This is a genomic window from Salinibacterium sp. NSLL17, assembly GCF_015864935.1.
In the GTDB taxonomy this organism is placed as follows: Bacteria; Actinomycetota; Actinomycetes; order Actinomycetales; family Microbacteriaceae; genus Rhodoglobus.
Genome location: NZ_JADYWH010000001.1, coordinates 663894 through 686756 on the forward strand (window position 1 = coordinate 663894; position 22863 = coordinate 686756).

Genomic DNA, 22863 nt, shown 5'->3' on the forward strand with positions numbered 1-22863 from the left:
ACGTGGATCAGGTGGGTACGGGGGAGGGGTAAGTTACGCGTTCGCGGCGAGCCACGTGCGGTAGCCGCCATCGAGGTTGACGGCGTCGATTCCGTGCTGGGTGAGGATGCGCACGGCGGTGTGGCCGCGCTGTCCGACCTGGCAGTGCACGATCACGCGGCGGTCATCGAGCTCACCAAAGCGGGCACGCAGATCGTCGAGCGGGATATTGACGGCGTGCGGGATGGCGCCGCGCTCGAATTCGGCGGGGGTGCGAACATCCACCAGCACAGTGCCGGCCTCAAGCTCGGCAGCGATTTCGTGCCACTGGATCGAGGCACTCAGGTCGTCCCGCAGGTTCTTGGCGACGTAGCCGAGGTGGTTGATCGGGTCTTTCGCTGAACCATACTGCGGCGCATAGGCGAGTTCGAGGTCGGCGAGAGCACTCGCGGTGAGGCCGACGCTCGTGGCGGTGGCAATCACATCCATTCGCTTATCGACACCCTCGCGACCGACAACTTGGGCTCCCAAGATGAGATCGGTGTTGGCGTCGACGATGAGCTTGAGTGACAACGATTGAGCGCCCGGGTAGTAGCCAGCGTGAGAAACCGGGTGGGTGTGAATCACGCGAATGTCGCGACCGGCAGCACGAAGCGCGCGTTCGGTCGAACCGAGGCTGGCGGCAGTGAGATCGAAAACGCCGACGATGGCGGTGCCCAGTGCTGGCTTCGAGTGCACGTCATCCCCGGCGAGAGTGTCGGCAAGGTAGCGGCCGTCACGGTTGGCCGGCCCGGCGAGCGCAACGAGTTCGTGCTCGCCAGTGATGGCCCCGACCTTCTCGGCAACATCGCCGATCGCATAGATATGGGGTGCGCTGGTCTGATACCCCGCACTGACTCGGATGCCGCCCGTTGGCCCCGTAGCGAGGCCAGCGTGCACGGCGAGCCCGTTGTCGGGTCGCACCCCAACGGCCGCAACGACGAGGTCTGCGGCAAGGCTGGAGCCGTCGCTGAGCTGGACGGAGGTGTCATCCATCGCGATCGCTTCCGTGCCGAGGTGGAGGGCAACACCGTTCTCGCGCAGGTGCGCTTCAATCGGGGTCACCATTTCGGAATCGAAGGTTGCCAGAACGTGGGCGGGGCGCTGCACGAGCGTGACGCTAAGCCCGCGCTTGGCGAGGTTCTCGGCCATCTCGATGCCGATGTAGCCGGCACCCAAGACGACGACGTTCGCAGTCGCCGGGTCGAGGGCGTCGAGGGAGGACTGGAGCAGGTCGACGTCTTCGATATTGCGCAGCACGAGCATCCGCTCACTGCCGGGGATGGCGGGGATGACCGCGCTCGCGCCCGTTGCAATGACGAGCTCGTCGTAGCTTTCGGTGCTGATGGTGTCGTCGACGTGGTTGTGCACGGTGATGCTGCGTTGGGTGGGGTCGATAGCGGTGACGTTGTGGTTCACGCGCACGTCGAGGCCAAAACGGCTGCCGAGGCTGGCGGGGGTCTGCAGGAGAAGTTCGTCGCGGTCGGTGATGACGCCGCCGAGGTAGTAGGCAAGGCCGCAGTTGGCGAACGACACGTGACCGCTGCGCTCAAAGATGACGATCTCGGCGTGTTCATCGCGACGGCGCATGCGGGTGGCGAAGGACATGCCGGCGGCAACTCCGCCAATGACGAGGATGCGGCGGGTGCGGTGCGTGGGGGAAGTGCTCATCAACCAAGCATACCTAGGGGGGTATGCGGGCCCCAATCTATCGGGGCAACTAGAGATCCGCTGAGCGCGAAATGCGTGCGGGAGAGGGCGCGCCGCACTCCTCGATCGTTTTTGAGGAATGCGCGACTTATGGATGCTTCCCGCCTACGATGAGGGAGCGAACAAGGGAGCACCGTGGCGAAAGACAAAAACATTGACCCCCGATTCGACCCCGTTTTTCAGCGAGGTTACGCAGCAGGGGAGGGCGGCCAGCGCGAAGAAAACACCCGCGCCGCCCGCAACGTCGACAGCTACCGTCAACCTGGTCCCGCCAGTGTCGCGCCGTCGACTCCGCGAGTCCCCGCCGACGATCGCGCCACAGCAGCGGCAGCGACCGCCACCCTCTCCGCCCGGGAACCTGGCCCTTCGCCGGCCAGCGGCGAAACTCATCCCTCGGCGGCGCCGCAGTCGCAGTATCTGGATGACGCGGCCGCATCCGTAGACCCTGTCGCGACCCGCACGCCGACAAGTCTCGCCCGCAACCCCTGGATCTACGTTCTCTGGGCGGTGGGCGGTGGTCTCATGGCGAGCGGCGTCGGAGGGCTGTGGTGGGCGTTCAAGGGGCTCTATGGTCGCGGCACTATCAACGAAAACAGCTGGGAGCTGTTCAACCTCGCTCAGGTCGCAGCACCGATCTGCATCACCGCTGGCGCATTCTGTGTAGCAAGTGCCCTGCTCGTGCACTGCCTCAACTGGATGCGCCGCAACCCGTGAACGCACGTCACCGATATCTGTACTAAACTCTCTCCCGGTACCGTGTCCGAGCGGCCGAAGGTGCAACTCTCGAAAAGTTGTGTGCGTGAAAGCGCACCGTGGGTTCAAATCCCACCGGTACCGCCAAAGAAAAGCCCCCTACTTCCTGGTGTTTACAAGGAAGTTAGGGGGCTTTTGCTTTCCGCATGTCGCCATTTGGCAACAAACTGGCAGCACATCGCAGGTGTCCTAGCGTGATCCGGCGCCGCAGATCGTGAACCTTGACCCGCTCGAAAGCTTTGTCAGTAGTCGCGCTTGCGGATATCCGCCAGAGCAATCAGGAACATCTATCGGCTCCGCAGACGCCAGAGAAGTCAAGAGCGATATCGGTCGGCTCGTCGATGTGACCGCGAGCCTCGACACCGTCAACGTCACCCACGACGGGGTGAACGTCACCTCTCACGAACGGGAGCGGGCCCGCGCCCTGACGGTGACCGGCCCCGAGCCGATGCGGCATCGTAGAAAATACGAATAGTGGTCCTGTTTTCAAACGGCACTAGTGGCCCTATTTGGGTCGGCGTGACTATGGTGCTCATGAGGAGGCCCTTTCGGCTGCAAATGACGTGGTGATGCCAGCTGTGATGGGTGTTGGTGAGATGCCGAAGACGGTTTCAAAGGCCGTGGAGTCAAAGAGATACGGTGCGGTGTATTGGTAGCTCATCTCGAGGGTTTCGCGCGCTGCAGTGTTGAAGAGAGCTCCGATTCGCAGGGTCGTTGCAGACGTCACGTTGATGCGTGAGTCGGGTGCTCCGGCGAGGTGCAGGTATTCGCGGCCGGTGAGCGCCGGCGCCGTCGGGACGTGCCAGGTGCTCCCGCTGTCCGCGGGGTGGGTGCCGAGGATTGCGAGGGACTCGCCGATATCGGGTGTGTAGGTGAGCGAGTGCGGTTGGTCTGCATCGAAAAGCCAGCTTGCGGGTTTGCCGGCCGCGATCTTGGCGAGGGCAAAAGTGTTGAAGGCGCTGGTTGTCGCCTCGGGGCCGTAAAAGTCGGCGCTGCGCGCGACAGTGAAGGAAAGCCCGCGTTCTTCTTTCGCCGTGTGGAGGGCCGTGAGCGCGTCTGCTCGAATGCGACCTTTCTTGCTGACGGGGCGGAGTGCGCTCAGTTCCGTCATGGGGCCGTCGACGAGCCCATACGCGTAAACATTGTCGAAGTAGATGAGATGGGTGTTGTTGGCGATCGCGGCGTCGATGCTGTTGCGAAGAATGATCGGCCACTGCTGCGCCCAAATGGTGGACGAGTAGGCCAGGCCCGCAGTGAGATACGCGACCTGCGCGCCGGTGAGGGCATGTGCCACGTCCGCGGCGGTCAGGAGGTTCGCAGTGATGGATGACACGCCGTCGATGGTGGACGGCCGGCGGCCAACTGAGGCTATCTTTTCGCCGCGGCGGAGGAGGGCTCGGACGGTCTCACGCCCGATAACCCCGTTCCCGCCGAGGACGACGTGTAGCTGCTGGGTAGTGGTCATGACTTGTCTCGATTCTGGTTGGTATGGAAAAACTTGTGGGTAGCATCTTCCTGGGCGATGCGACGCAGTCCGGCAAAAAGTGGATCTCCGAGAACGGTTCCGACGACCATAAATTCCGCTATCTGGTGCGGGTCCGACAGCATGGTCAGGGCGTGACGGTCCGCAGCTGCCGCGGTCGCTGCAGCTGATGCATACGCGCCCAAATACTCGCTCGGAGCGTCTAAGTCGATCGCGTCTAATCCGTCTAGGGCTCGCACCGAGCGGTCAATCCCGGGACTATCGTCGGTGAACTTCCAACCCTGTGAGCGGGCAAGGCGCATCACGTGCCCCGCGAGGTGTCACGGGGAAGAGACCCTACAACCCGCGGTGTGCCCATCGCGTACGATGCGACGCTGAATATCTCGGCAAACGGCGCACCCTTAGTATTCGGCGCCCGAATGATGTCCTTCGTCGCGGCGATCGAAGGGCCAGCCGTTTCCAGCAACGCACGGGTAAGTCGAACACGTTCGGCATGCAGCTCCTCGTATTCGACCTGATTGGGGGCAGATCGAACTCCTTCAGGAAATAACCCCTCGCGTTGGTAATACTTCACCGCAGAAAGAGGAGCGACGGCTTGCCAGGAAGGTTTGGATATTTGCACTATCGGATAGTATCACTATCTATTGACGGGTCAAAACTCTGTCCAACTACGACCGTCCATGAGGCACATCCGGCACCCAAGGTGGAGATGTGGCTTTCTGAATTTTGTGGCGGGGTTCCTCCTACTTCTAATGGCGGGATTAGTTCACACCGACTACGAGGTCGTCGGAAGTTGGTGCTGCAACGAGGGCGACCGCAGCGATTTCCTGACCGTCGGCAGAGTCCTCGAAACTGTCCGCTAATTACCTCTATGGAACTGGACGCCTGCTCATCGGGCCGCGGGAGCGACACAGGCAAGAGCGAGAGCGACGGCTCCATGCTCAGCCCCCGGGTGGGCGCCTCAACCATTCTCCGAGTGCCATCGCTGATGCAAGCCCGCATCAAGTGAATTGCTGCGCACACGATACGAGCGGGGCGTCCGTCGCGGCATACGCCGGCTGCGGCGAACCCATCACCACTCGCACACACCAAGCATTGCTCGTGTTACGCAGGAACCCTAACGATGCCACTCGCGGTCGAGCACGAGGCATGCAGAACTGCCGAAAGCGCCAAAATCGTGCTTCGTTGATCCCGCCATGTTGGTGCGCTGCGCGGACAGGGTTCTATGACGATGCCGGTTTGGCGATGGGAGATGAGTTCTCGGAATACGTGGAAAACCATTACTGCGCGGTAGAGCTGCATCACATGGCTTCGCTCGCCGCTTCCGCGCCCAAACACGTCTACGCAGCGCGTGATGAAAAGTGGCAACACTTGGTACAAAACCGCAATGTCTCAAGTGCGACGACATGATCGAAATGCCGGAAATGCGGAGAATTTGAGGACGATAACCCTGTGCACAGGGAGGGAATGAGGGTTCACAGCCCACCGGAACCGCCAGCAAAAGCCCCGCATTCCTTGTGAATGCGGGGCTTTTTCGTGCGGGGGCGCTGGCGCCGTGGTGCAGCTCTAGAACTGAGGCTTGTTGCTTGGACGGTTGGGGTCGTCATCGTGGAAGGGCAGCGCGGCAACTACCAATGCCGGAATAAGGAACCCCATGGCGAACGATAGCCAGAAAAACGATCCGAAGCTGCGATCTTTGCGCTTAGCTGAGCCGGCGACCAAGAACGAGATGAAGAGGTTCAGCAGAAAAAAGCCGCCAAGAAATAGGGAGTAAACGAGGTCATAGGTTGCCGGAAGTAATGGGTTCACGTGGCCACACTATCGACCTCGGCGAGTTCGTCTTCGGTCGCCATCCGGAATCCGCCGCCCGCGGGGGTCTCGATCGCGTGGCGGGGCTGGCCGCGCGTGGCCCACAGGCTCGCGCCGATCGACGTGGCCAGGATGACGAAAATCACACCGAGCGACAGAGTCGTCGAGATGTAATACACGTCGAGCAGGAGCATCTTGATTCCGACCCAGACGAGCAAGAGAGCCAGGCCGATCTTCAGATAGATGAAACGGTGCATGAGGTCAGCGAGCAGAAAGTACATTGCTCGTAGGCCGAGGATCGCGAAGGCATTGGCGGTGAACACAAGGAACGCTTCGTCGGTGACGGCGAAGATGGCCGGGATCGAGTCAACGGCGAACACGATGTCGGTGATCTCGACAAGAACCAGCACGGCCAGCAGCGGGGTAGCGAGCAGCACGCCCGCCTTGCGCACGACGAACTTCTGACCGTAGAAAGCATCCGTCATGGGGACGCGGCGACGGAAGATCTTGAGCACGACGGATTTCTCGGGGTCGTAGTGCTCGTTTCGTTTGCGCAGCATCTGGACGCCCGTGAAGACCAAGAAGGCACCGAATACGTACAGCACCCACGCGAAGCTACTGAGCAGGGCTGCACCGGCGGCGATGAAGATGCCACGAAACACGAGAGCACCGATGACCCCGAGGAACAGCACGCGGTGCTGAAACTGTGGGGGTACGGCGAAGGCGGAGAAGATGATTGCCCAGACGAAGACGTTGTCAACGGCAAGCGACTTCTCGATAACGAAGCCGGCAAAGTACTGCTGGCCGAATTCCGCACCAAACAGCCACCAGATAATGCCACCGAAGGTCACGCCGGACGCGACCCAGATCACGGACCACGCTGCGGCTTCGCGCACGCTAATGACATGAGCGGTGTGATGCGCGACCAGGTCGATCGCGAGCATCACGAGGATGACGCCGATAACGGCGAGCCAAGCCCACAGAGGGACGTTCATGAAACAACTCCAGAATGTTAGAAATTCTGGAGGTCTCGTCGAGCACTTTCGGGCCCTAGCTGCACCGGGTCATGATGACACGACCGTAATGACGATGAGCTTCGCGGGGACTACTCCCCTCCGTGCTGATAACTCAAACACACTTCGGGATTCCGCTCAATGAATCGAACTCGGAACTCGGGTTTTTCGCAGCTTGGACCGGTTCGTACAATTAGCCCAACGGGATGTCGAGCATGTCTTCGAGGGTTTCGCGCACGAGCGACTCTCGGGTTTCGCGGGTGCGGAAGTTCACAAGTTGGTACGCCGAGGTGGCATCAACGAGGGCGAAGAGCACGAGGGCGGCGCGCTCCGGGTTGACTGGGGCGAACTGCCCGGCATCCTGACCGGCGCGGATGATCCTGATGGCGAGCGCATGCCAGGAATCCATTGACTGGCGAGCGGCTTCGGCGAGCGAGTCGTTGCGGCGGCCGAGGCTCCACGCATCGGTCCAGACTTCGCCGACGTTATCGCGCGCCGGGTCTGCGATGGCCTCAATGAGCGCTCGAATCTGATCGAGGGGTTCGGCTGGCGCGAGAGCGTAGCGCTCGACTTCGGCGATCTCTTTTTCGGCGATCGACGCGAAGGTCGAAGCCACTAGGGCTTCCATGTTGGGTTCGTAGTGCGTGATGAGCGGGGCGGTTACTCCGCAGTGGGCGGCGAGGTTGCGCAAGGAGATCGCGGCAAGTCCCCGGGCGAGGGCGATGGCCTGAGCCGCGTCACGAATTTCGGATGCTCGCTCGGTGGCGTTTCGTCGTCGAGTTGTGCCTGCTGCCATCCTCGAAGTGTAGCCGTTCTTGACTCTTATTGAACAGGTGGTAAATAATGGAGGGTATGAACACCTTTAACCGCGACGTTGTCATCGTCGGAGCCGGCGCCACAGGCCTTACCGCAGCACGGGCTCTCGTTCGCGCGGGCAAGAGCGTGATCGTTCTTGAAGCGCGTGACCGCATTGGTGGTCGTCTCTGGACGAACGACATCGACGGGCAGATGTATGAGATCGGCGGCCAGTGGGTTTCGCCTGACCAAACCGCACTCATCGACATGCTCGCCGAACTCGGCCTCGAAACCTACTCCCGCTACCGCGAAGGCGAGAGCGTCTACGTGTCGCGCGATGGTGTTGCGCGTCGCTTCACCGGAGACATCTTCCCCGCCGGCGAAGCAACCGAAGCCGAGATCACCCGACTGATTACGGTGCTTGACGCCCTCGTGGCTGAGCTCGACCTTCAGGCTCCGTGGGAGCATCCGCTGGCCGCAGAATTCGACCGCATCTCGTACCGCAGCTGGCTAGAAAGCCAGAGTGCGGATGCCGAAGCTGTCGACAACATTGCGCTCTACGTTGCCGAGGCGATGCTCACGAAGCCTGCCCACTCGTTCTCGCTGTTGCAGGCGTTGCTCATGGCCGCCAGTGCTGGCAGCTTCAGCAACCTCGTGGATGCCGACTTCATTCTCGATAAGCGCGTGGTCGGTGGGCTTCAGCAGGTTCCGCTGCTCATGGCCGACGCCCTGGGTGGCGACGTTGTTCGCCTTTCGCAGCCCGTTCGCCGAATCGAATGGGATGCCACGGGCGCGACCGTCACGAGCGACGAGCTAGCGGTGCGTGCCGAGCACGTGATTGTTGCCGTGCCACCGAACCTCTACGACCGCATTGACTACGTTCCTGCCCTTCCTCGGATGCGCCAGCAAATGCAGCAGCACTCCTCCCTCGGTCTCGTCATTAAGGTGCACGCGACCTATGCGACCCCGTTCTGGCGCGCGGCCGGGCTTTCCGGTACAGCCTTTAGCCCGTACCAAATCGTGCACGAGGCGTACGACAACACCAACCACGGCGAAGAGCGCGGCACCCTCGTGGGCTTTGTGTCGGGGGAGAAGGCCGACGAACTGTTCGCGCTTGATCCGGTCGAACGCAAGCAGCGCATCCTCGAATCGCTCGCGACCTACTACGGCGACGAAGCACTCACTCCGGCCGTGTATTACGAAAGCGACTGGGCCTCCGAAGAGTGGACCCGCGGTGCGTATGCCGCGAGCTTCGACCTCGGCGGGCTCACGCGGTACGGCGCTCTGCAGCTTGAGCCGGTGGGACCAATTCAGTTCGGCTCCAGCGACCTCGCGGCGGAAGGGTACCAACACGTTGACGGTGCTATTCGCGTGGGACAGCGGCTCGCGGCATCCATTATTGAAGCGTCGAAAGGCTAGTCATGAGCTGGAGAATGCCATCCGAAACCGCTGAACATGAGCGCACGTGGATGGCGTTCCCGCGCGTCGGCGAAACGCTCGGTGCGACCGATGCCGAACGAGAACTCGGCTATGCCGCGTGGGCCGATGTGGCCAACGTCGTCGCCCAGTTTGAGCCTGTGTCAATGGTGGTTGACCCCACCGAAATGCTTCGTGCTCGGCGGATGCTCGCCAGCAGTATTGAGCTGTTCGAGGCCCCGCTCGACGAGTTCTGGATGCGCGACATCGGGCCCACGTTCGTGCTCGACGATGAGCGGCCGGGCGTGCTCGGCGCTGTCGACTGGATCTTCAACGGTTGGGGTGCTCCCGCGTGGGCGGAGTGGGCTAAGTCGGCTGAGATCGGTGGTTTCGTCGCGGAAGCTGCGGGTGCCGAACTCGTTAGCTCGCTTCTCGTTGCTGAGGGCGGCGGACTACACGTGGATGGCGAAGGCACCGTCTTGCTGACCGACACGGTGCAGCTCGACCCGCGCCGTAATCCGCTCGCTGACCGAGCACGCGTTGAGCAGGAGATGCTGCGCACGATTGGCGCGACTCATGCAGTCTGGCTGCCGCGCGGGCTCACCCGCGACTATGACGACTTCGGCACCAACGGGCACGTCGATATCGTCGCGACAATCGCATCGCCGGGGCGCGTGCTGCTGCACGCCCAGCCCAACCCCGAGCATCCGGACCATCAGGTGATGGCCGAGATCCGGGCCAGCCTCGAGAGCCAGCGGGATGCTGCCGGTCGAGCCTTCGAGATCGTCGAGTTGCCGACGCCCGCGACCCTTCGCGACGACCATGGCTTCGTCGACTACAGCTACGTCAACCACCTCGTCGTCAACGGGGGAGTCATCGGTTGCGGGTTTGCCGACGAAGTCGCGGATGCCCGAGCCGCCGAAATCTTGGCCGACGCGTATCCCGGTCGCACCGTGCACATGGTCGACTCCCGGGAGATCTTTGCGCGGGGTGGCGGCATCCACTGCATCACCCAGCAGCAGCCGAAAGTGCCCGGGCTCAGCGACGATGCTGCTGCCGCGCTGGAACCGGGAGCGATCGTATGAGTACCTTCGACGTCGTTGAAGCCTCGATAGCCGAACTGCAAGCGGCGCTCGCGGCAGGAACTCTCACGAGCGAAGAACTCGTCACCGCCTACCTCGCGCGCATCGACCGCTATGACCGCAGCGGGCCAAAACTCAACGCCGTCGTTGTGCCGAACCCGGAAGCGCTCGCCGAAGCGCGGGAGTCGGATGCTCGGCGCGCCGCTGGCCAGTCGCGGGGGCCGCTTGATGGCATCCCGTACACGGCTAAAGACAGCTACCTGCACCGTGGGCTCACGGCAGCAGCGGGTAGCCCCGCCTTCGCCGACCTGCGCGCGATGCGGGATGCTGCCACAATTGGTGCCCTGCGCGGTGCCGGAGCCATCTGCCTCGGCCTCACCAACATGCCCCCGATGGCCAACGGCGGAATGCAGCCCGGCGTGTATGGCCGTGCCGAGAGCCCCTACAACTCCGAGTACCTGACCGCCGCCTATGGCTCGGGATCGTCGAACGGATCGGGCACGGCAACGGCGGCGAGTTTTGCGGCCTTCGGCCTCGGTGAAGAGACCTGGTCGAGCGGCCGGGCTCCGGCATCCAACAACGCGTTGTGTGCCTACACGCCGTCGCGCGGCGTGATCTCGGTGCGCGGCAACTGGCCCCTCGTGCCCACGATGGATGTCGTCGTGCCGCACACCCGCACCATGGCCGACCTGCTCGCCGTGCTCGACGTGATCGTGTTCGACGATGACGACACTCGCGGAGACTTCTGGCGCTCGCAGCCGTGGGTGGAGATCCCGGCGGCGTCTAGCCTGCGGCCCGAGACGTATATGTCGCTCGTGATCGAAGATCCGGAGCTACCGCTGGCGGGAAAGCGCTTCGGCGTTCCCCGGATGTACATCAACCGCGATACCGAGGCGGGCTCGGGCACGCGCGGTGTCGGCGGTCCGACAGGAACCGCGATTGACACCCGCCCGAGCATCCTGACCCTGTTTGACCAAGCGCGTCGCGACCTCGAAGCAGCCGGCGCGACCGTGGTGGAGGTCGACTTTCCGGTCGTCTCGAACTACGAAGCCGACCGGGCTGGTGCCCCCACGATCGCGACCCGCGGTCTGGTGAGCCCCGAGTTCCTGAAGCGCGAAATCGTCGATCTCTCGGCGTGGGCGTGGGAAGACTTCCTCCAGGCCAACGGCGACCCGAACTTCGACACCATCGTGGGTGTCGACGGCAGCACGATCTTCCCGACGACACCGGGCACCCCGCATGATCGCTACGACGGCTTCGAAGACGACATCGCGGTGTATCCGACTCAGGTGCGCGACCACCCCTACGAGAAATTCACCGACATCCCCGAGCTCGAAGCGGGCGTGCGCGGCCTCGAAGAAACCCGCCGCATCGACCTTGAAGAGTGGATGCGGGCCAACGAGCTCGACGCCGTAGCTTTCCCCGCGGTCGCCGACGTGGGCGCCGCCGATATGGGAACGAACCCCGCCACGGCGGCAGCAGGATGGCGAAACGGTGTCTGGGTCGCGAACGGCAACCTCGCGATTCGGCACCTGGGCATCCCGACCGTCACTGTTCCCATGGGGCTCATGGACGACATCCGGATGCCCGTGGGAATCACTTTCGCCGGTGCCGCGTATTCCGACCTCGACCTGCTGCGCATCGGCATCGCCTATGAAGCGGCGTCGCAGCGTCGGGTCGCGCCGCCGCGCACTCCGCCGCTGGTCGACTAAGCGGGTCGCACCCTAAAGCTGCTTGATCATTTCGAGTTCGCGTCGGGACTTATCGAGAATGTACGGAACCGTGTGCCTTGTCAGAGCGAAGCCGCGATTTTCGTACGCGGCGCGCGCTCGAGCGTTGTCTTCGTGCACGCCGAGGGTGAGGGTGCTGCCGTACTGGAACGCCCACTGCTCGATGGTCGTGAGCAGGGCATCCGTCACGCCAGCTTTCCGGCCACGAAAATCGGGAGTGACGTAGACACCCACAAGGAGCGGGCCCGTTTTTGCGTCAGGGATATAGCACCCCATCGTGCCGATCCACCTGCCTTCGGTGGTGATGGCGGCGACAGCAATGGCTAACGAGCTCTGCCCGCGAACAGCCCGAAGCTGCCACTCTGCGTCCGTGGCGTGCTGAGCATCCTCTAGGTGCTCCGCGAACCCCATCGGGGTATCGGCCAGCATCTCCAACCTCAGATCGCGGACCTCGCGCCAGTCGGCGGCATCCGTTCGTCGGATCGAAAACTGTGGCTCGCGCATGATCTGAATCTTAGTTGTGGGCCTGGCACGCAGCCTGCCGTACCGTTGCAGACATGGTTCACACTCACAGCGGCAAGGGCAGCGACGTTGAGGCAGTGCCCGCTGCGGTCATCACGGTTTCTGACCGCAGCTTCCGGGGGGAGCGGGCGGATACCTCGGGGCCGCGCGCGGTCGAGCTGCTCACGGCGCAGGGCTATGCGGCGTCGTTGACGGTGATTCCGGATGGCGCGGAATCAGTCACTACTGCGATACGCGCCGCGCTCGCCGCTGGTGCCCGCATCGTGATCACGAGCGGCGGAACGGGAGTGGCTCCCCGGGATCTCACGCCCGAAGGAACCCGGCCCGTGCTCACACGCGAGATTCCCGGCATTGCCGAAGAGCTGCGCCGCGAGGGGGCTCGCCACACAAAGATGGCGGTGCTGAGCCGCGGTCTGGTTGGGGTTGCGGGCACTGCTCTCGTGGTGAACCTGCCCGGGTCAACGAAAGCGGTCGAAGAGGGGCTTGCGGTGGTCGCGCCGTTGATCGGCCACATTCTGGAGCAACTTGATGGCGGAGACCACTAGCGAGATTGCAGGCTGAGGAGCCCGAGCCCGACGGTAAAAGCCAGACGGCTCGCCGCTCACCGCACGTTATTCGGGGCGACGCCAGTCACCCGAACGGCCACCGGACTTCGCGAGCAGTCGCACGTTCTCAATTTGCACGGTCTTGTCCATGCCCTTGACCATGTCGACGATCGCGAGAGCCGCCACCGACACCGCGGTCATGGCTTCCATCTCAACGCCGGTGCGATCGGCGGTGCGTACGGTCGCGGTGACGGCGACACCGTCATCCGTCACCTCGAGGTCGACGGTCGCGCCGTGCACGCCGATGATGTGGGCGAGCGGCAAGAGTTCGGCGGTGCGCTTTGCCGCTTGGATGCCGGCGATGCGCGCGACCGCCAGAACGTCACCCTTGGGAGCGTTGCCCGAGCGCAGCGCATCAATGATCACGGGGGAGCAGCGAACGAAACCCTCCGCCGTCGCCTCGCGAACGGTCGGGGTCTTGGCGGTGACATCCACCATCCGGGCTTGGCCAGCGGAATTGAGGTGGGTGAAAGGCTGATCGCTCATGAGACCAGTGTGACAGTCAGGGTGTCACCGTTGAGCACATCGGTCGTGTCTTCGGGCACGAAAGCCAGGGCGTTGGCGCTGGCCAGACTCGCGACGAGATACGAACCGGCACCGCCGGCGCTCGCGGGACGAACGGATGCCGCACCCTGCCCATCTTCTTCGACAACAGCGGGCATGTATTGCGCTCGCCCCGCGGGGCTGCGCCAGCCCGTTGTCACGGTGGCGGTGAGCGTCGGCCGCACGATCGGCGATCGGCCCGCCAGCGTGAGAAGCGCGGGGCGAACGAGGGTTTCGAAGGAGACGAAGACGCTCACGGGGTTGCCGGGGAGGGCGAAGAGGAGGGGGCCGCTGTCGGGAGCGGTTGCGGCGGCGGTCGTGGCGGTGCTGTTGTCGCTGCTGCCGTCGGTGGCGGCGCTGGCGTTGACGACCGGGAACCGGCCGAAGCCCTGGGGCTTGCCCGGCTGCATCCGCACCGGTCCGAACCAGATGCCGAGCGGGGCGAGCACGGCCTTCACGACGTCGTAGGCGCCGACGCTCACTCCACCCGAGGTGATGATGGCATCCAGGTCGGGGGCGTGCGTGTCGAGGATCGCACGCAGAGCATCGTCATCGTCGGGCACAGAACCGAGCAGCACCGGGATGCCGCCGCACTCGGTAATCAGCGCTTCGAGCAATAGAGAATTCGAGTCATGGATCTGGCCCCGGGCGAGAGGCTCGCCGGGCTGGCGCAGTTCGCTGCCGGTCGAGAGCACGCCAACGCGCGGTGCCGGAATCACCGAAAGAGTTCCGACCCCAGCGGCGGCAGCGGCGGCAAGATCGCGCGGGCCGAGAACGCGCCCGGCAGGCAGCACCGCAGCATCGGTGCGCACGTCGGTGCCCTGGGGGCGAATGAACGCAGCCTCGCTCGGGGCCCGAAAAATGAGCACCGTCGCGGTGCCCTCATCAGTGTCTTCGATGGGAACGATGCAGTCCGCGTCGTCGGGAACGGGAGCGCCGGTCATGATGCGCGCGGCCTCGCCGGGGAGCAGTCGCGGGTTCTCTGCGGACCCGGCGGGGAGGTCGGCAACCACAGTGAGGGTAACCGGGGTTTCGGTGGTGGCCGTTGCGGCATCCGCTCGACGAAGCGCGTAGCCATCCATCGCCGAGTTATCGAAGCCGGGCACATCCGCGGCGGCCCGAACGTCGGCGGCGAGCGTGCGGTGCAGGGCCTGAGCGATCGGAACAGTGATCGCGGGCAGCGTGGCGGTGGTCGTCAGAATGCTCGCGAGGTGCTGCTCAATACTGATCGATGCCGGTAGCGGCGTTGCGTCGAGGGCCATAGGCTCACTCTAGCGAAAACGGTTCACACTCGACTGGGTGCGGGCGTAGCGAAAATCGCCCTTTATCTCCGCAGGTGCGGTGCTAAACTCCGATTTATGACGCACTATCGGATTAGCGAAGCCGCAGGGCTCCTCGGAGTCAGCGACGACACCGTGCGACGGTGGATCGCCTCCGACGGACTGCCTGTCTCTCTCGATGACGCCGGGCGCCAAGTCATCGACGGCGCGGACCTCGCGCAGCGGGCTCAAGAGCGTGCGCAGCAAGCCCTGCAGTCGGCAGCGGCATCCGGCTCACCGAGCAGCGCTCGTAACCGGATGGTTGGGCTCGTCACGGGCATCCTGAGCGACACCGTCATGTCGCAGGTCGAGCTGCAGTGCGGCCCGCATCGCATCGTGTCGCTCATGTCGACCGAAGCGGTGCGCGACTTGAAACTCGAAATTGGGTCGCTCGCGGTCGCCGTTGTGAAGGCAACGATGGTGGTTGTTGAGGCTCCGAAAGACAACTCCTAGTGATGCTTCCGGTGCGGAAGCAGGGGCAGCCGCGGCAGCAGGGCGGGCACAGGCGACGACGGGTTCGCGTGCTGACGACGGTCGCCGCCATCGCGATGGCAGGTCTGGTGGGGCTCGCCGGATGCTCGGCAGCAGACCCGGCACCGGCATCCACGTCTGCTGACGGTGCGCTGCAGGGTGAGCTCACGATTTTCGCCGCAGCCTCGCTGACGGCCTCGTTCACCGAGTTGGCTGAGGCCTTCCACGCCGCGAACCCCGGCGTGACTATCGCTCCGATTTCCTTCGACGGCTCCTCTACTCTCGCGACTCAAATCAGTGAAGGCGCCCCGGCCGACGTCTTCGCCTCCGCGGATGACGCGACAATGCAGCAGGTCAGCGCCGAGCTCGCGACTGCTCCCGTTTCGTTCGCGAGCAACGAATTGCAGATTGCAGTGCAGCCCGGCAACCCGCTGGACATCACGACGCTGAGCGATCTGGCGGAGCCCGGAGTGCAGGTTGCCCTGTGCGCTCCCGCGGTTCCGTGTGGGGCGGCCTCCCGCATCCTGCTCGACGCTGCAGACGTCGAACTCACGCCCGTAACCGAAGAACAGAACGTGACGGCCGTGTTGACCAAGGTTGAGCTGGGCGAAGTGGATGCCGGGCTCGTCTACGTCACGGACGTTCTGAACGCGGCGGGTGCCGTCGACGGCATAGCGATTGCCGACGCTGCAACCGCACGCAACACGTACCCGATCGCTGTGCTGAACGAGGCTGCACAGCCGGTCATCGCCGCTGCCTTCGTCGAATTCGTGCTTTCGCCGGCGGGGCAGAGCATTCTTGCGGGCTACGGATTCTCTAAGCCATGAGTGCCTCCTCGCGCCGTGCGCAGACCGACCGGGACGGAGCCGCCGAGGTCGCGACCGGCCCAAGCGCAGCCAGCCGAAGCGCAGCCAGCCGAAGCGCAGCCTCCCGCACCACGGCAGCAGCAGGCTCTGGCATCCCGCGTCTGCTTTACCTGCCCGCGGCCCTCGGTTTCGCCCTGCTGATCTTGCCCCTCGTCGGGCTGTTTCTCCGGGCCGATTGGCCCAGCGTGCCGGCCGCGATCGTCTCGGAGGAGGCGCAGTCGGCACTCTGGCTGTCGCTGCAGACTGCCCTCGCCGCGACGGTGCTGTGCCTCATCGTTGGCATTCCGCTCGCGCTGGTGATCGCTCGCTCGGGCAATCGGCTGGCCGGTCTGCTGCGTGCGCTCACGACGCTCCCGCTCGTGATGCCACCCCTGGTCGGAGGCATCGCCCTGCTCTACCTTCTCGGACGCAACGGGCTCGTCGGCAGTGTGCTCGAACTGTGGTTCGGCATCCGCATTCCGTTCACGACGGGTGCTGTCGTAATCGCCCAATCGTTCGTGGCGTTGCCCTTCCTGGTGATCTCGGTCGAGGGCGCGCTGCGCACCGCGGGCACTCGGTACGAGGCGGTAGCCGCGACGCTTGGCGCCGGCCGCTGGACGGTCTTTCGTCGAGTCACCCTGCCGCTCATCATGCCGGGCGTCATCGCCGGAACCGTGCTCTGCTTCGCCCGCGCGCTCGGCGAATTCGGCGCCACCGCCCTCTTCGCCGGCAACGCCGCCGGCACCACCCGCACGATGCCCCTCGCGATCTACACCGCGTTCAACGGCGCCGGCGTGAGTCAAGATTCGGCCATCGCTCTGTCGCTGCTGCTCGTGGTGGTCGGCATCGTCATCCTGCTTCTACTGCGCAGCTGGCGCACAACCCCGGAGCGCTGACCCATGACGCTGGATGCCACTATTCAGGTGAGTCGAGGCTCGTTCAGTCTCGACGCGAGCGTCACAGTCGCGCCCGGAGAAACGCTCGCGCTGCTGGGCCCGAACGGCTCCGGTAAGTCGACGCTGCTCGCGGTGATCGCGGGGCTGCTCGCTCCCGACCAGGGCTCCGTCTCGGTCGACGGTCGGGTGCTCACCGAGGTTCCGCAGTCGGGTGGCGGGCGGATGACCGTGGTGCCCGCTCATCGTCGTCGCATCGGGTTGCTCGGACAAGACCCCCTGCTGTTCCCACACCTCAACGCCCTCGAGAACGTAGCTTTCGGGCTGCGTTCGCGCGGGCTGCTGCGCTCGAACGGAATGAATGCCACGGATGCCCGCGAACGTGCTTCCGAATGGCTGGCGGCCGTCGGCATGAGCGAGTTCGCCGCTCGCAAACCCGCCGAACTCTCGGGAGGCCAGCAGCAGCGCGTGGCGATCGCCCGCGTGCTGGCCACCGAACCCGATGTGCTGCTCTTCGACGAACCGATGGCCGCCCTCGACGTGCAAAACGCTTCCCTCGTGCGCACCCTGCTGCGCGAGTGTCTGGCCTCCCGGATCTCCGCCACCCACACCGGAATCGATGGCCGCCCGCCGACCGCGCCCGCCACAATCGTCGTTACCCACGATGTGGTGGATGCCATGGTGCTAGCCGACCGCGTTGCGATCATGGATGCTGGCCGCATCATCGACAGCGGCGACGTTGCCCGAGTGCTCGGCGAGCCCGTCAACCAGTTCGCCGCCACTCTGGTCGGCCTCAACGTGCTGCACGGAATCGTCGAAACCCGTGAACTCGTGCGACTTGCGGATGGGCGTGGATTCGCCGTCGACGACGTCGTACCGGAGGTCGGTGCGGAGGTTTCGGTCGCGTTCCCGCCGTCTGCGGTGACGCTGCGCCGGGAGGTATCCGCCCCCTCGCACCCCAACGAATGGCACGCCACCGTCGATCTTCTCGAGCCCGGCCTCAGGGGAATCCGCGTCACGCTGCTGGGCGACACGGTCGTGGCCGAGACAGCGGCGGCCGATCTGCTCGCGCACGACATCACGCCGGGGGACCGCATCGTGGCATCCGTCGCAGCATCCCAGATCACGGTGTACCCACGCCGCTAAAACGCACCGCCACAACGCGCCGCTAAAACGCACCGCCAATTCGCATCGCGAATCCTCGGGACACTCCCGTCGTTCTTGGGGCGCACGTTGCTAGGATTTGCCCATGCGCGTGACACGACTCAGAGTGTATCCAGTGAAGTCTTTTGCCGGCGAAGACGTCGATTCGGCGGCCGTCAATCCATGGGGCCTTGACCAGGATCGCCGCTGGGCGCTTGTCGATAGCGACGGCAAAGCCCTGACCGCGCGTCAGCACAACCACCTTCTCGGCCTCACCGCTCACGCGCTGAGCGAGACGGCCGTGCGGCTTTCTGACCGAGACGGCTCCAGCGTGACCGTCGACATGGCCGACGGCGGCGACACGATCGAGGTGAGCCTCGATGGGCAAGGCACCGCCCTTGCAGCCCGCGGCGACGTGAACGCCTGGCTCAGCGAACGCGTCGGCCTCGACGCTCGCCTCGTCTGGCAGTCCGACCCCACTGTGCGCGCGATCGACCCCGACGACGGCGGCCAGCCCGGCGAAGTCGTGTCTCTCGCTGATGGTGGCCCGCTGCTGCTCGCAAGTGAAGCGTCGCTGCGTCAGCTCGACGAGTGGACCGACGCTGATGACGCGCCCCTCGACATGATCCGGTTCCGTCCCAACGTGATCATCGACGACCTCGAACCGTTCGTCGAAGAAAGCTGGACCAGCGTGACGATCGGTGACGTGCGCTTCCGCGTCACCATGATCTGCGACCGCTGCGTCATGACCACGATCGAACCCTCCACTCTCGAGCGCGGTAAGGAACCGATTCGCACCCTGGCGCAACACCGCCAGCGGGACCACAAGACGTGGTTCGGCATCCGGCTCACTCCGCTTGATGGCGGCAGCATTCACGTGGGCGATGCGATCGACGCGACGGCCTCGGAGGTTTCGCAGCCTTCCGCGGGTTAGTCTGACGCTATGAGTTCCTCCGCGATCGGCACCCCCGTCGTGGACACCCTGGGTCGGCCGCTGCACGACATTCGCTTCTCGGTCACCGACCGCTGCAATTTTCGCTGCGTCTACTGCATGCCCAAGGAAGTCTTTGGCGCTGACTATGCGTTCATGCCGCGCGACGAACTTCTGAGCTTCGAAGAGATCACTCGCTTGGCGCGCATCGCCGCACGTCACGGTGTCGAGAAGATCCGCCTCACGGGCGGCGAACCGCTGCTGCGCAAAGGACTCCCTGAACTAGTCGGGATGCTGTCGAAGCTGACGACCCCGGCGGGCGCGCCCCTCGACCTCGCCATCACCACCAACGGCTCAGCGCTCGGCCACCTTGCCCCCGCGCTGAAGGAAGCTGGCCTGAAGCGGGTTACCGTGTCGCTCGATTCGCTCGACGATGCGACCTTCCAGTCGATGAATGACGTCAAGTTTCCCGTGAAGAAGATCTTGGACGGCCTCGACGCAGCGCACGCTGCAGGACTGGCCCCGATCAAGATCAACATGGTCGTCAAGAAGGGGCACAACGACAAAGACATTGTCGCGATGGCCCGTCACTTTAAAGACACCCCGTTCATTCTGCGCTTCATTGAATACATGGATGTCGGCACCACCAACGGCTGGCAACTCGGCGAAGTAGTGCCCTCGGCCGAGGTTGTCGCCCGTATCAACGCAGAGCTTCCCCTCGAAGAAATCGCCCCGAACTACAGCGGCGAGACCTCGCAACGCTGGCGCTATCGCGATGGCAGCGGAGAGATTGGCGTGATTTCCAGCGTCACTCAGTCCTTCTGCCACACCTGCTCGCGCGCCCGCATCTCTGTCGACGGCAAGCTCTACACCTGCCTCTTTGCGAGCTCCGGCCACGACCTGCGTGCCCTCATGCGCGACGGCTGCACCGACGGCGAACTGTCGGATGCCATGGCCCACCTCTGGCGCAACCGCACCGACCGCTACTCAGAGTTGCGCTCGCTCAACACCACCCGGCTGGCGACCACGCCAGGACCGGGCGCTAAGAAGATCGAGATGTCGTACATTGGTGGCTGACATGACCACTCACATTCGCTATTTCGCCGCTGCCGCCGAGGCCGCTGGGCGCGATGAAGAGCACCTCGAAATCGAGTCGGGGGCAACTCTGGCAACGCTCAAGGAGCTGCTCATCGAGCGCTACGGTTCGCTCATGCAGCGAGTGGTGGAGTCGGGGTCATTCCTGATCGACGGCGTTGTTCGTCGTGATCCCGCGTACGCGGTGGGCGTTCGCGTCGACGTGCTTCCGCCGTTCGCTGGCGGCTAGAGCCCAGCTCCGCCTACGGCTGCGACGTGGCCTGTGCGCCTGACTGTCGCTCGCCGATCGTGTGCGCCGAAAGTCGCCGCTACAGCCCCACCCATTCGGTCGCGCCACCGGCAAGCTGCTGACGTTTCCAGATCGGCACCGTCGCCTTGATGCGTTCGACGAGCAGTTCGCACGCCTCGAAAGCTTCGCGACGGTGTGCTGCGGAGACGGCTGCCGACAGGGCAACATCCCCAATCTGCAGCAGGCCAACCCGGTGCGCTGCCGCAATCGCCAGGCCGGTTTCGGCCGCCACCTCGGCGCAGCACTGAGCAAGCAGCGCTTCGGCCTCGGGATGCGCCTGATACTCCAGCGACCACACTTCGTTGCCGGCGTCGTGATTACGCACCACTCCCGAAAACACGACGACCGCGCCGGAAGCGGGGGACTCCACCGCGCGCCGGATCGCGGCCTCATCGATCACGGCATCCGTAATGGTGGCGAAGCTTGCGGGGATCTGATCGTTCACGTTTAGTACCTCGCGAGCGCAGGATCAATGACCTGCGAGTAGTCGTCGATGCCGCCCACTAAGTGGCGGATATTGGTGAAGCCGGCGCTCTGCAGCATTCGCAGGGCACGTTCGCTGCGGATGCCGTGGTGGCAATACACAACCACAGGAATGTCGGTGCGGATGTCGGCATGCCGGCCCTCGAGGCCACCCAGCGGAATCAGCTCGGCAGTCTCAATCGCGGCAATCGCGTACTCGAAGGGCTCACGAATATCGATGAGTTGCAGTGGCGCACCCCCGTGGAGCAAGCCCGCAAGTTCGCGTGAGTCGATCTCGTCGCCGGTGCCGCTCGCGTCATTCGAGCCGTGGGTGCCACTCGACGCGGGCGCCGCCGTCACCCCACAGAACAGGTCGTAGTCAATGAGCTTGGTCACGGCATCCGCTTCATCGCTTGCGGCGTACTCAAGTTCCCGGAATCGCCCCGACACAGCGTCGTACGTGGTCACTCGTCCGAGGAGCGGTTCGCCGATGCCCGTGATGAGCTTCACGCTTTCGGAGCACATGATCGCGCCGATCATGGCGCACACGGTCGGCAGCACTCCGCCCTCAGCGCACGAGGGAACGGTGCCTGGCGCGGGTGGAACAGGAAACAGGTCGCGATAGGTCGGTCCGTGACCAGTCCACGCCACTCCGGCTTGACCGCCGTAGCGCAGGATCGCTCCCCAGACGGCGGGGATGCCGGTCAGCGCCGCCGCGTCATTGACGAGATAGCGGGTGGCGAAGTTGTCGCTGCCGTCGAGCACGAGGTCATACCCCGCAAAGAGTTCGAGCGCGTTGCTGGAATCGAGCCACACATCGTGGCCCGTGAACGAGACCTCCGGATCGATCCGGCCGACAGTCTCGGCCATCGAATCGAGCTTGCTGCGCCCGATGTCGGCGACCCCGTGAGCGAGCTGCCGGTGCAGATTGGAGAGCTCAACGGCATCCGTATCGATCACGCCGATGGTTCCAACACCCATTGCAGCCAGCGCGGGAATGGTAGCACTGCCTAAGCCGCCAGCGCCGACAACAAGCACTCGTGCGTGAGCGAGGCGACGCTGAGCGAGCTCACCGAAATCAGGATTAGCCAGCTGGCGCGAGTAGCGAATCAGCGCTTCGGAAGTGAGCGGTGCGCCCGGCTCGACGAGCGGCTGGCGGTCATGCTGAGCAGGCGATGTCACAGGGCGATCCTTACCGCGCCGGGAGCGGCACAGTCTCGATTCTAGCCTCCGCGTTAGGGGCATTCTGGGGGTCTGCTGCGGCTGTCAACGTTGGGACTTTTGCCGATTCGTATCGTGACGTAGAGTGGCAGAAATTAATGAGCGGTAATCAAGTAAGTCACTCATTCGGAATGATCGGAAGATGGCGCAACGATCCCCGTTCGTCGCTGCTGTCCTCTTCAAAGGAGATCCTCTGGTGTCTGTTCGTCGAAGTCGACCGGCATTCGCTGCCGTCGCGGCCGCTCTGCTTATTCTTCCCCTTGCCGCCTGTACCTCCGAAGCTGCAGACCCAATCGATCCGCTAATCGAAACGCAAGCAGTCTGCGAGCAGGTATCCGACGCGGTAACCCTCACCTTCAATCTGAGCACTTCAGTCGATCAGGGGCGGGCGATCGAAGCTGAATACGAAGGAGCGAAACGCGTCGCCGCGAGGATGATTCAGCGGATCTCTCCCTCCGAAGAAACCAAATTGGCCCCGCTGATCGCTGAGCTGCAAGCGGTGACCCCGGCGGCCGCGGTTGCTGCGGAGGGGGAGCCCTACGATCCCGACTCTGCCGAATGGACGGCTGCCTATAGAGCTGTGCTCGATCAGTGCGAGGCAGAACTTGGCATGTTCGGAATCGAAGGCTGGGTCGGCGGCTAAGTTCAGCCCTCGACCCTCGACCCTCGACCCTCGACCCTCGAGCGTCGGTGACTGCCGATAGGGTGTGGGCGG

At 64.1% G+C, this 22863-nt stretch carries 25 protein-coding genes and 1 tRNA gene; 15 read left to right on the forward strand and 11 right to left on the reverse strand.

Translation table 11 applies throughout. From position 1 onward, the window contains the following. Window positions 1-33: 33 nt before the first annotated feature. Complete coding sequence (locus I6E51_RS03175) at window positions 34-1689, reverse strand: FAD-dependent oxidoreductase (protein ID WP_197109426.1); 1656 nt, start codon at window positions 1687-1689, stop codon at window positions 34-36. A gap of 174 nt (window positions 1690-1863) precedes the next feature. On the opposite strand from I6E51_RS03175, the gene I6E51_RS03180 reads away from it, so the two are divergent. The 3 genes from I6E51_RS03180 to I6E51_RS03190 all read left to right on the forward strand — a co-directional run bounded on the left by I6E51_RS03180 (window position 1864) and on the right by I6E51_RS03190 (window position 2956). After that, a complete protein-coding gene (locus I6E51_RS03180) occupies window positions 1864-2442 on the forward strand; it encodes a hypothetical protein (RefSeq protein WP_197109427.1) in 579 nt (192 codons plus the stop codon). Between the two features lie 36 nt (window positions 2443-2478). Further along, window positions 2479-2568: transfer RNA gene (locus I6E51_RS03185), tRNA-Ser, on the forward strand. Window positions 2569-2695: 127 nt separating this feature from the next. Continuing rightward, on the forward strand, window positions 2696-2956 hold the full coding sequence (locus tag I6E51_RS03190) for a hypothetical protein (RefSeq protein ID WP_197109428.1): 261 nt from the start codon (window positions 2696-2698) through the stop codon (window positions 2954-2956). Window positions 2957-3013: 57 nt separating this feature from the next. Here I6E51_RS03190 and I6E51_RS03195 read toward each other — a convergent pair whose 3' ends face one another. The 5 genes from I6E51_RS03195 to I6E51_RS03215 form a co-directional block, all read right to left on the reverse strand. Next, window positions 3014-3946 carry an NAD-dependent epimerase/dehydratase family protein gene (locus tag I6E51_RS03195; protein WP_197106540.1) on the reverse strand — a complete coding sequence of 311 codons (933 nt, stop codon included), beginning with the start codon at window positions 3944-3946 and terminating at the stop codon, window positions 3014-3016. A gap of 319 nt (window positions 3947-4265) precedes the next feature. After that, on the reverse strand, window positions 4266-4586 hold the full coding sequence (locus I6E51_RS14630; protein ID WP_197106539.1) for a MerR family transcriptional regulator: 321 nt from the start codon (window positions 4584-4586) through the stop codon (window positions 4266-4268). 944 nt (window positions 4587-5530) lie between these two features. Next, window positions 5531-5773, reverse strand: coding sequence for a hypothetical protein (locus I6E51_RS03205; RefSeq protein WP_197109429.1), 243 nt, complete (start codon window positions 5771-5773; stop codon window positions 5531-5533). Beyond that, entirely contained in the window at window positions 5770-6768 is a 999-nt protein-coding gene (locus I6E51_RS03210; RefSeq protein WP_197106537.1) for a TerC family protein, read from the reverse strand. Before I6E51_RS03210 ends, I6E51_RS03205 begins: the two co-directional genes overlap by 4 nt. Window positions 6769-6979: 211 nt before the next feature. Further along, complete coding sequence (locus tag I6E51_RS03215) at window positions 6980-7582, reverse strand: TetR/AcrR family transcriptional regulator (RefSeq protein WP_197106536.1); 603 nt, start codon at window positions 7580-7582, stop codon at window positions 6980-6982. A gap of 56 nt (window positions 7583-7638) precedes the next feature. Here I6E51_RS03215 and I6E51_RS03220 point away from each other — a divergent pair, with 56 nt between their 5' ends. Genes I6E51_RS03220 through I6E51_RS03230 form a run of 3 tightly spaced genes read left to right on the forward strand, consistent with a single transcriptional unit; the run spans window position 7639 to window position 11791 of the window. Next, window positions 7639-9000, forward strand: a complete 1362-nt coding sequence (locus tag I6E51_RS03220) for an NAD(P)/FAD-dependent oxidoreductase (protein WP_197106535.1) — start codon at window positions 7639-7641, stop codon at window positions 8998-9000. A gap of 2 nt (window positions 9001-9002) precedes the next feature. Then, window positions 9003-10082, forward strand: a complete 1080-nt coding sequence (locus I6E51_RS03225; protein WP_197109430.1) for an agmatine/peptidylarginine deiminase — start codon at window positions 9003-9005, stop codon at window positions 10080-10082. After that, window positions 10079-11791: an amidase gene (locus I6E51_RS03230; protein WP_197109431.1), complete on the forward strand. Its 1713-nt coding sequence runs from the start codon at window positions 10079-10081 to the stop codon at window positions 11789-11791. Before I6E51_RS03225 ends, I6E51_RS03230 begins: the two co-directional genes overlap by 4 nt. Window positions 11792-11803: 12 nt before the next feature. On the opposite strand, the gene I6E51_RS03235 is transcribed toward I6E51_RS03230, so the two are convergent. Then, window positions 11804-12313: an N-acetyltransferase gene (locus tag I6E51_RS03235; RefSeq protein WP_197109432.1), complete on the reverse strand. Its 510-nt coding sequence runs from the start codon at window positions 12311-12313 to the stop codon at window positions 11804-11806. A 53-nt stretch (window positions 12314-12366) separates the two neighbouring features. Here I6E51_RS03235 and I6E51_RS03240 point away from each other — a divergent pair, with 53 nt between their 5' ends. After that, window positions 12367-12876: a molybdenum cofactor biosynthesis protein B gene (locus tag I6E51_RS03240; protein WP_197109433.1), complete on the forward strand. Its 510-nt coding sequence runs from the start codon at window positions 12367-12369 to the stop codon at window positions 12874-12876. Window positions 12877-12942: 66 nt separating this feature from the next. Here I6E51_RS03240 and moaC read toward each other — a convergent pair whose 3' ends face one another. Both moaC and glp read right to left on the reverse strand, forming a co-directional pair. Further along, on the reverse strand, window positions 12943-13422 hold the full coding sequence (gene moaC, locus I6E51_RS03245; RefSeq protein WP_197109434.1) for a cyclic pyranopterin monophosphate synthase MoaC: 480 nt from the start codon (window positions 13420-13422) through the stop codon (window positions 12943-12945). Continuing rightward, the gene (gene glp / locus I6E51_RS03250; protein ID WP_197109435.1) at window positions 13419-14741 is read right to left on the reverse strand and encodes a gephyrin-like molybdotransferase Glp; all 1323 of its coding nucleotides are present in this window, start codon (window positions 14739-14741) and stop codon (window positions 13419-13421) included. The genes moaC and glp overlap by 4 nt, the downstream gene beginning before the upstream one ends. Window positions 14742-14837: 96 nt before the next feature. On the opposite strand from glp, the gene I6E51_RS03255 reads away from it, so the two are divergent. The 7 genes from I6E51_RS03255 (at window position 14838) to I6E51_RS03285 (ending at window position 20405) form a co-directional block, all read left to right on the forward strand. Next, window positions 14838-15251 (forward strand): molybdopterin-binding protein, encoded by a 414-nt coding sequence (locus tag I6E51_RS03255; protein WP_197109436.1) that lies wholly within the window; start codon window positions 14838-14840, stop codon window positions 15249-15251. A 68-nt stretch (window positions 15252-15319) separates the two neighbouring features. Further along, window positions 15320-16096 (forward strand): molybdate ABC transporter substrate-binding protein, encoded by a 777-nt coding sequence (gene modA, locus I6E51_RS03260; RefSeq protein WP_307783784.1) that lies wholly within the window; start codon window positions 15320-15322, stop codon window positions 16094-16096. After that, window positions 16093-17010, forward strand: a complete 918-nt coding sequence (locus I6E51_RS03265; RefSeq protein ID WP_231599640.1) for an ABC transporter permease — start codon at window positions 16093-16095, stop codon at window positions 17008-17010. The genes modA and I6E51_RS03265 overlap by 4 nt, the downstream gene beginning before the upstream one ends. Window positions 17011-17013: 3 nt before the next feature. Continuing rightward, entirely contained in the window at window positions 17014-18153 is a 1140-nt protein-coding gene (locus I6E51_RS03270) for an ABC transporter ATP-binding protein (RefSeq protein ID WP_197109437.1), read from the forward strand. 103 nt (window positions 18154-18256) lie between these two features. Then, window positions 18257-19084 (forward strand): MOSC domain-containing protein, encoded by an 828-nt coding sequence (locus I6E51_RS03275; protein WP_197109438.1) that lies wholly within the window; start codon window positions 18257-18259, stop codon window positions 19082-19084. Window positions 19085-19093: 9 nt separating this feature from the next. Continuing rightward, window positions 19094-20158: a GTP 3',8-cyclase MoaA gene (gene moaA, locus I6E51_RS03280; RefSeq protein ID WP_231599641.1), complete on the forward strand. Its 1065-nt coding sequence runs from the start codon at window positions 19094-19096 to the stop codon at window positions 20156-20158. A gap of 1 nt (window position 20159) precedes the next feature. After that, complete coding sequence (locus I6E51_RS03285) at window positions 20160-20405, forward strand: MoaD/ThiS family protein (protein WP_231599642.1); 246 nt, start codon at window positions 20160-20162, stop codon at window positions 20403-20405. A gap of 79 nt (window positions 20406-20484) precedes the next feature. On the opposite strand, the gene I6E51_RS03290 is transcribed toward I6E51_RS03285, so the two are convergent. Then, window positions 20485-20910 (reverse strand): molybdenum cofactor biosynthesis protein MoaE, encoded by a 426-nt coding sequence (locus tag I6E51_RS03290; RefSeq protein WP_307783786.1) that lies wholly within the window; start codon window positions 20908-20910, stop codon window positions 20485-20487. 2 nt (window positions 20911-20912) lie between these two features. Then, the gene (locus tag I6E51_RS03295) at window positions 20913-22109 is read right to left on the reverse strand and encodes a ThiF family adenylyltransferase (protein ID WP_307783788.1); all 1197 of its coding nucleotides are present in this window, start codon (window positions 22107-22109) and stop codon (window positions 20913-20915) included. Between the two features lie 181 nt (window positions 22110-22290). On the opposite strand from I6E51_RS03295, the gene I6E51_RS03300 reads away from it, so the two are divergent. After that, a complete protein-coding gene (locus I6E51_RS03300) occupies window positions 22291-22791 on the forward strand; it encodes a hypothetical protein (protein ID WP_197109441.1) in 501 nt (166 codons plus the stop codon). Window positions 22792-22863: the final 72 nt, after the last annotated feature.

What these genes read in the sequence shown, in the direction of transcription:
- I6E51_RS03240 (WP_197109433.1), top strand. Translation starts at nt 12,367, where the DNA reads ATGGTTCACACTCACAGCGGCAAGGGCAGCGACGTTGAGGCAGTGCCC.
- I6E51_RS03270 (WP_197109437.1), top strand. Translation starts at nt 17,014, where the DNA reads ATGACGCTGGATGCCACTATTCAGGTGAGTCGAGGCTCGTTCAGTCTC.
- moaC (WP_197109434.1), bottom strand. Translation starts at nt 13,422, where the DNA reads ATGAGCGATCAGCCTTTCACCCACCTCAATTCCGCTGGCCAAGCCCGG.
- I6E51_RS03285 (WP_231599642.1), top strand. Translation starts at nt 20,160, where the DNA reads ATGACCACTCACATTCGCTATTTCGCCGCTGCCGCCGAGGCCGCTGGG.
- I6E51_RS03195 (WP_197106540.1), bottom strand. Translation starts at nt 3,946, where the DNA reads ATGACCACTACCCAGCAGCTACACGTCGTCCTCGGCGGGAACGGGGTT.
- I6E51_RS03225 (WP_197109430.1), top strand. Translation starts at nt 9,003, where the DNA reads ATGAGCTGGAGAATGCCATCCGAAACCGCTGAACATGAGCGCACGTGG.
- glp (WP_197109435.1), bottom strand. Translation starts at nt 14,741, where the DNA reads ATGGCCCTCGACGCAACGCCGCTACCGGCATCGATCAGTATTGAGCAG.
- I6E51_RS03275 (WP_197109438.1), top strand. Translation starts at nt 18,257, where the DNA reads ATGCGCGTGACACGACTCAGAGTGTATCCAGTGAAGTCTTTTGCCGGC.
- I6E51_RS03265 (WP_231599640.1), top strand. Translation starts at nt 16,093, where the DNA reads ATGAGTGCCTCCTCGCGCCGTGCGCAGACCGACCGGGACGGAGCCGCC.
- I6E51_RS03230 (WP_197109431.1), top strand. Translation starts at nt 10,079, where the DNA reads ATGAGTACCTTCGACGTCGTTGAAGCCTCGATAGCCGAACTGCAAGCG.
- I6E51_RS03215 (WP_197106536.1), bottom strand. Translation starts at nt 7,582, where the DNA reads ATGGCAGCAGGCACAACTCGACGACGAAACGCCACCGAGCGAGCATCC.
- I6E51_RS03210 (WP_197106537.1), bottom strand. Translation starts at nt 6,768, where the DNA reads ATGAACGTCCCTCTGTGGGCTTGGCTCGCCGTTATCGGCGTCATCCTC.
- moaA (WP_231599641.1), top strand. Translation starts at nt 19,094, where the DNA reads ATGAGTTCCTCCGCGATCGGCACCCCCGTCGTGGACACCCTGGGTCGG.
- I6E51_RS03255 (WP_197109436.1), top strand. Translation starts at nt 14,838, where the DNA reads ATGACGCACTATCGGATTAGCGAAGCCGCAGGGCTCCTCGGAGTCAGC.
- I6E51_RS03220 (WP_197106535.1), top strand. Translation starts at nt 7,639, where the DNA reads ATGAACACCTTTAACCGCGACGTTGTCATCGTCGGAGCCGGCGCCACA.
- I6E51_RS03175 (WP_197109426.1), bottom strand. Translation starts at nt 1,689, where the DNA reads ATGAGCACTTCCCCCACGCACCGCACCCGCCGCATCCTCGTCATTGGC.
- I6E51_RS03235 (WP_197109432.1), bottom strand. Translation starts at nt 12,313, where the DNA reads ATGCGCGAGCCACAGTTTTCGATCCGACGAACGGATGCCGCCGACTGG.
- I6E51_RS03300 (WP_197109441.1), top strand. Translation starts at nt 22,291, where the DNA reads ATGGCGCAACGATCCCCGTTCGTCGCTGCTGTCCTCTTCAAAGGAGAT.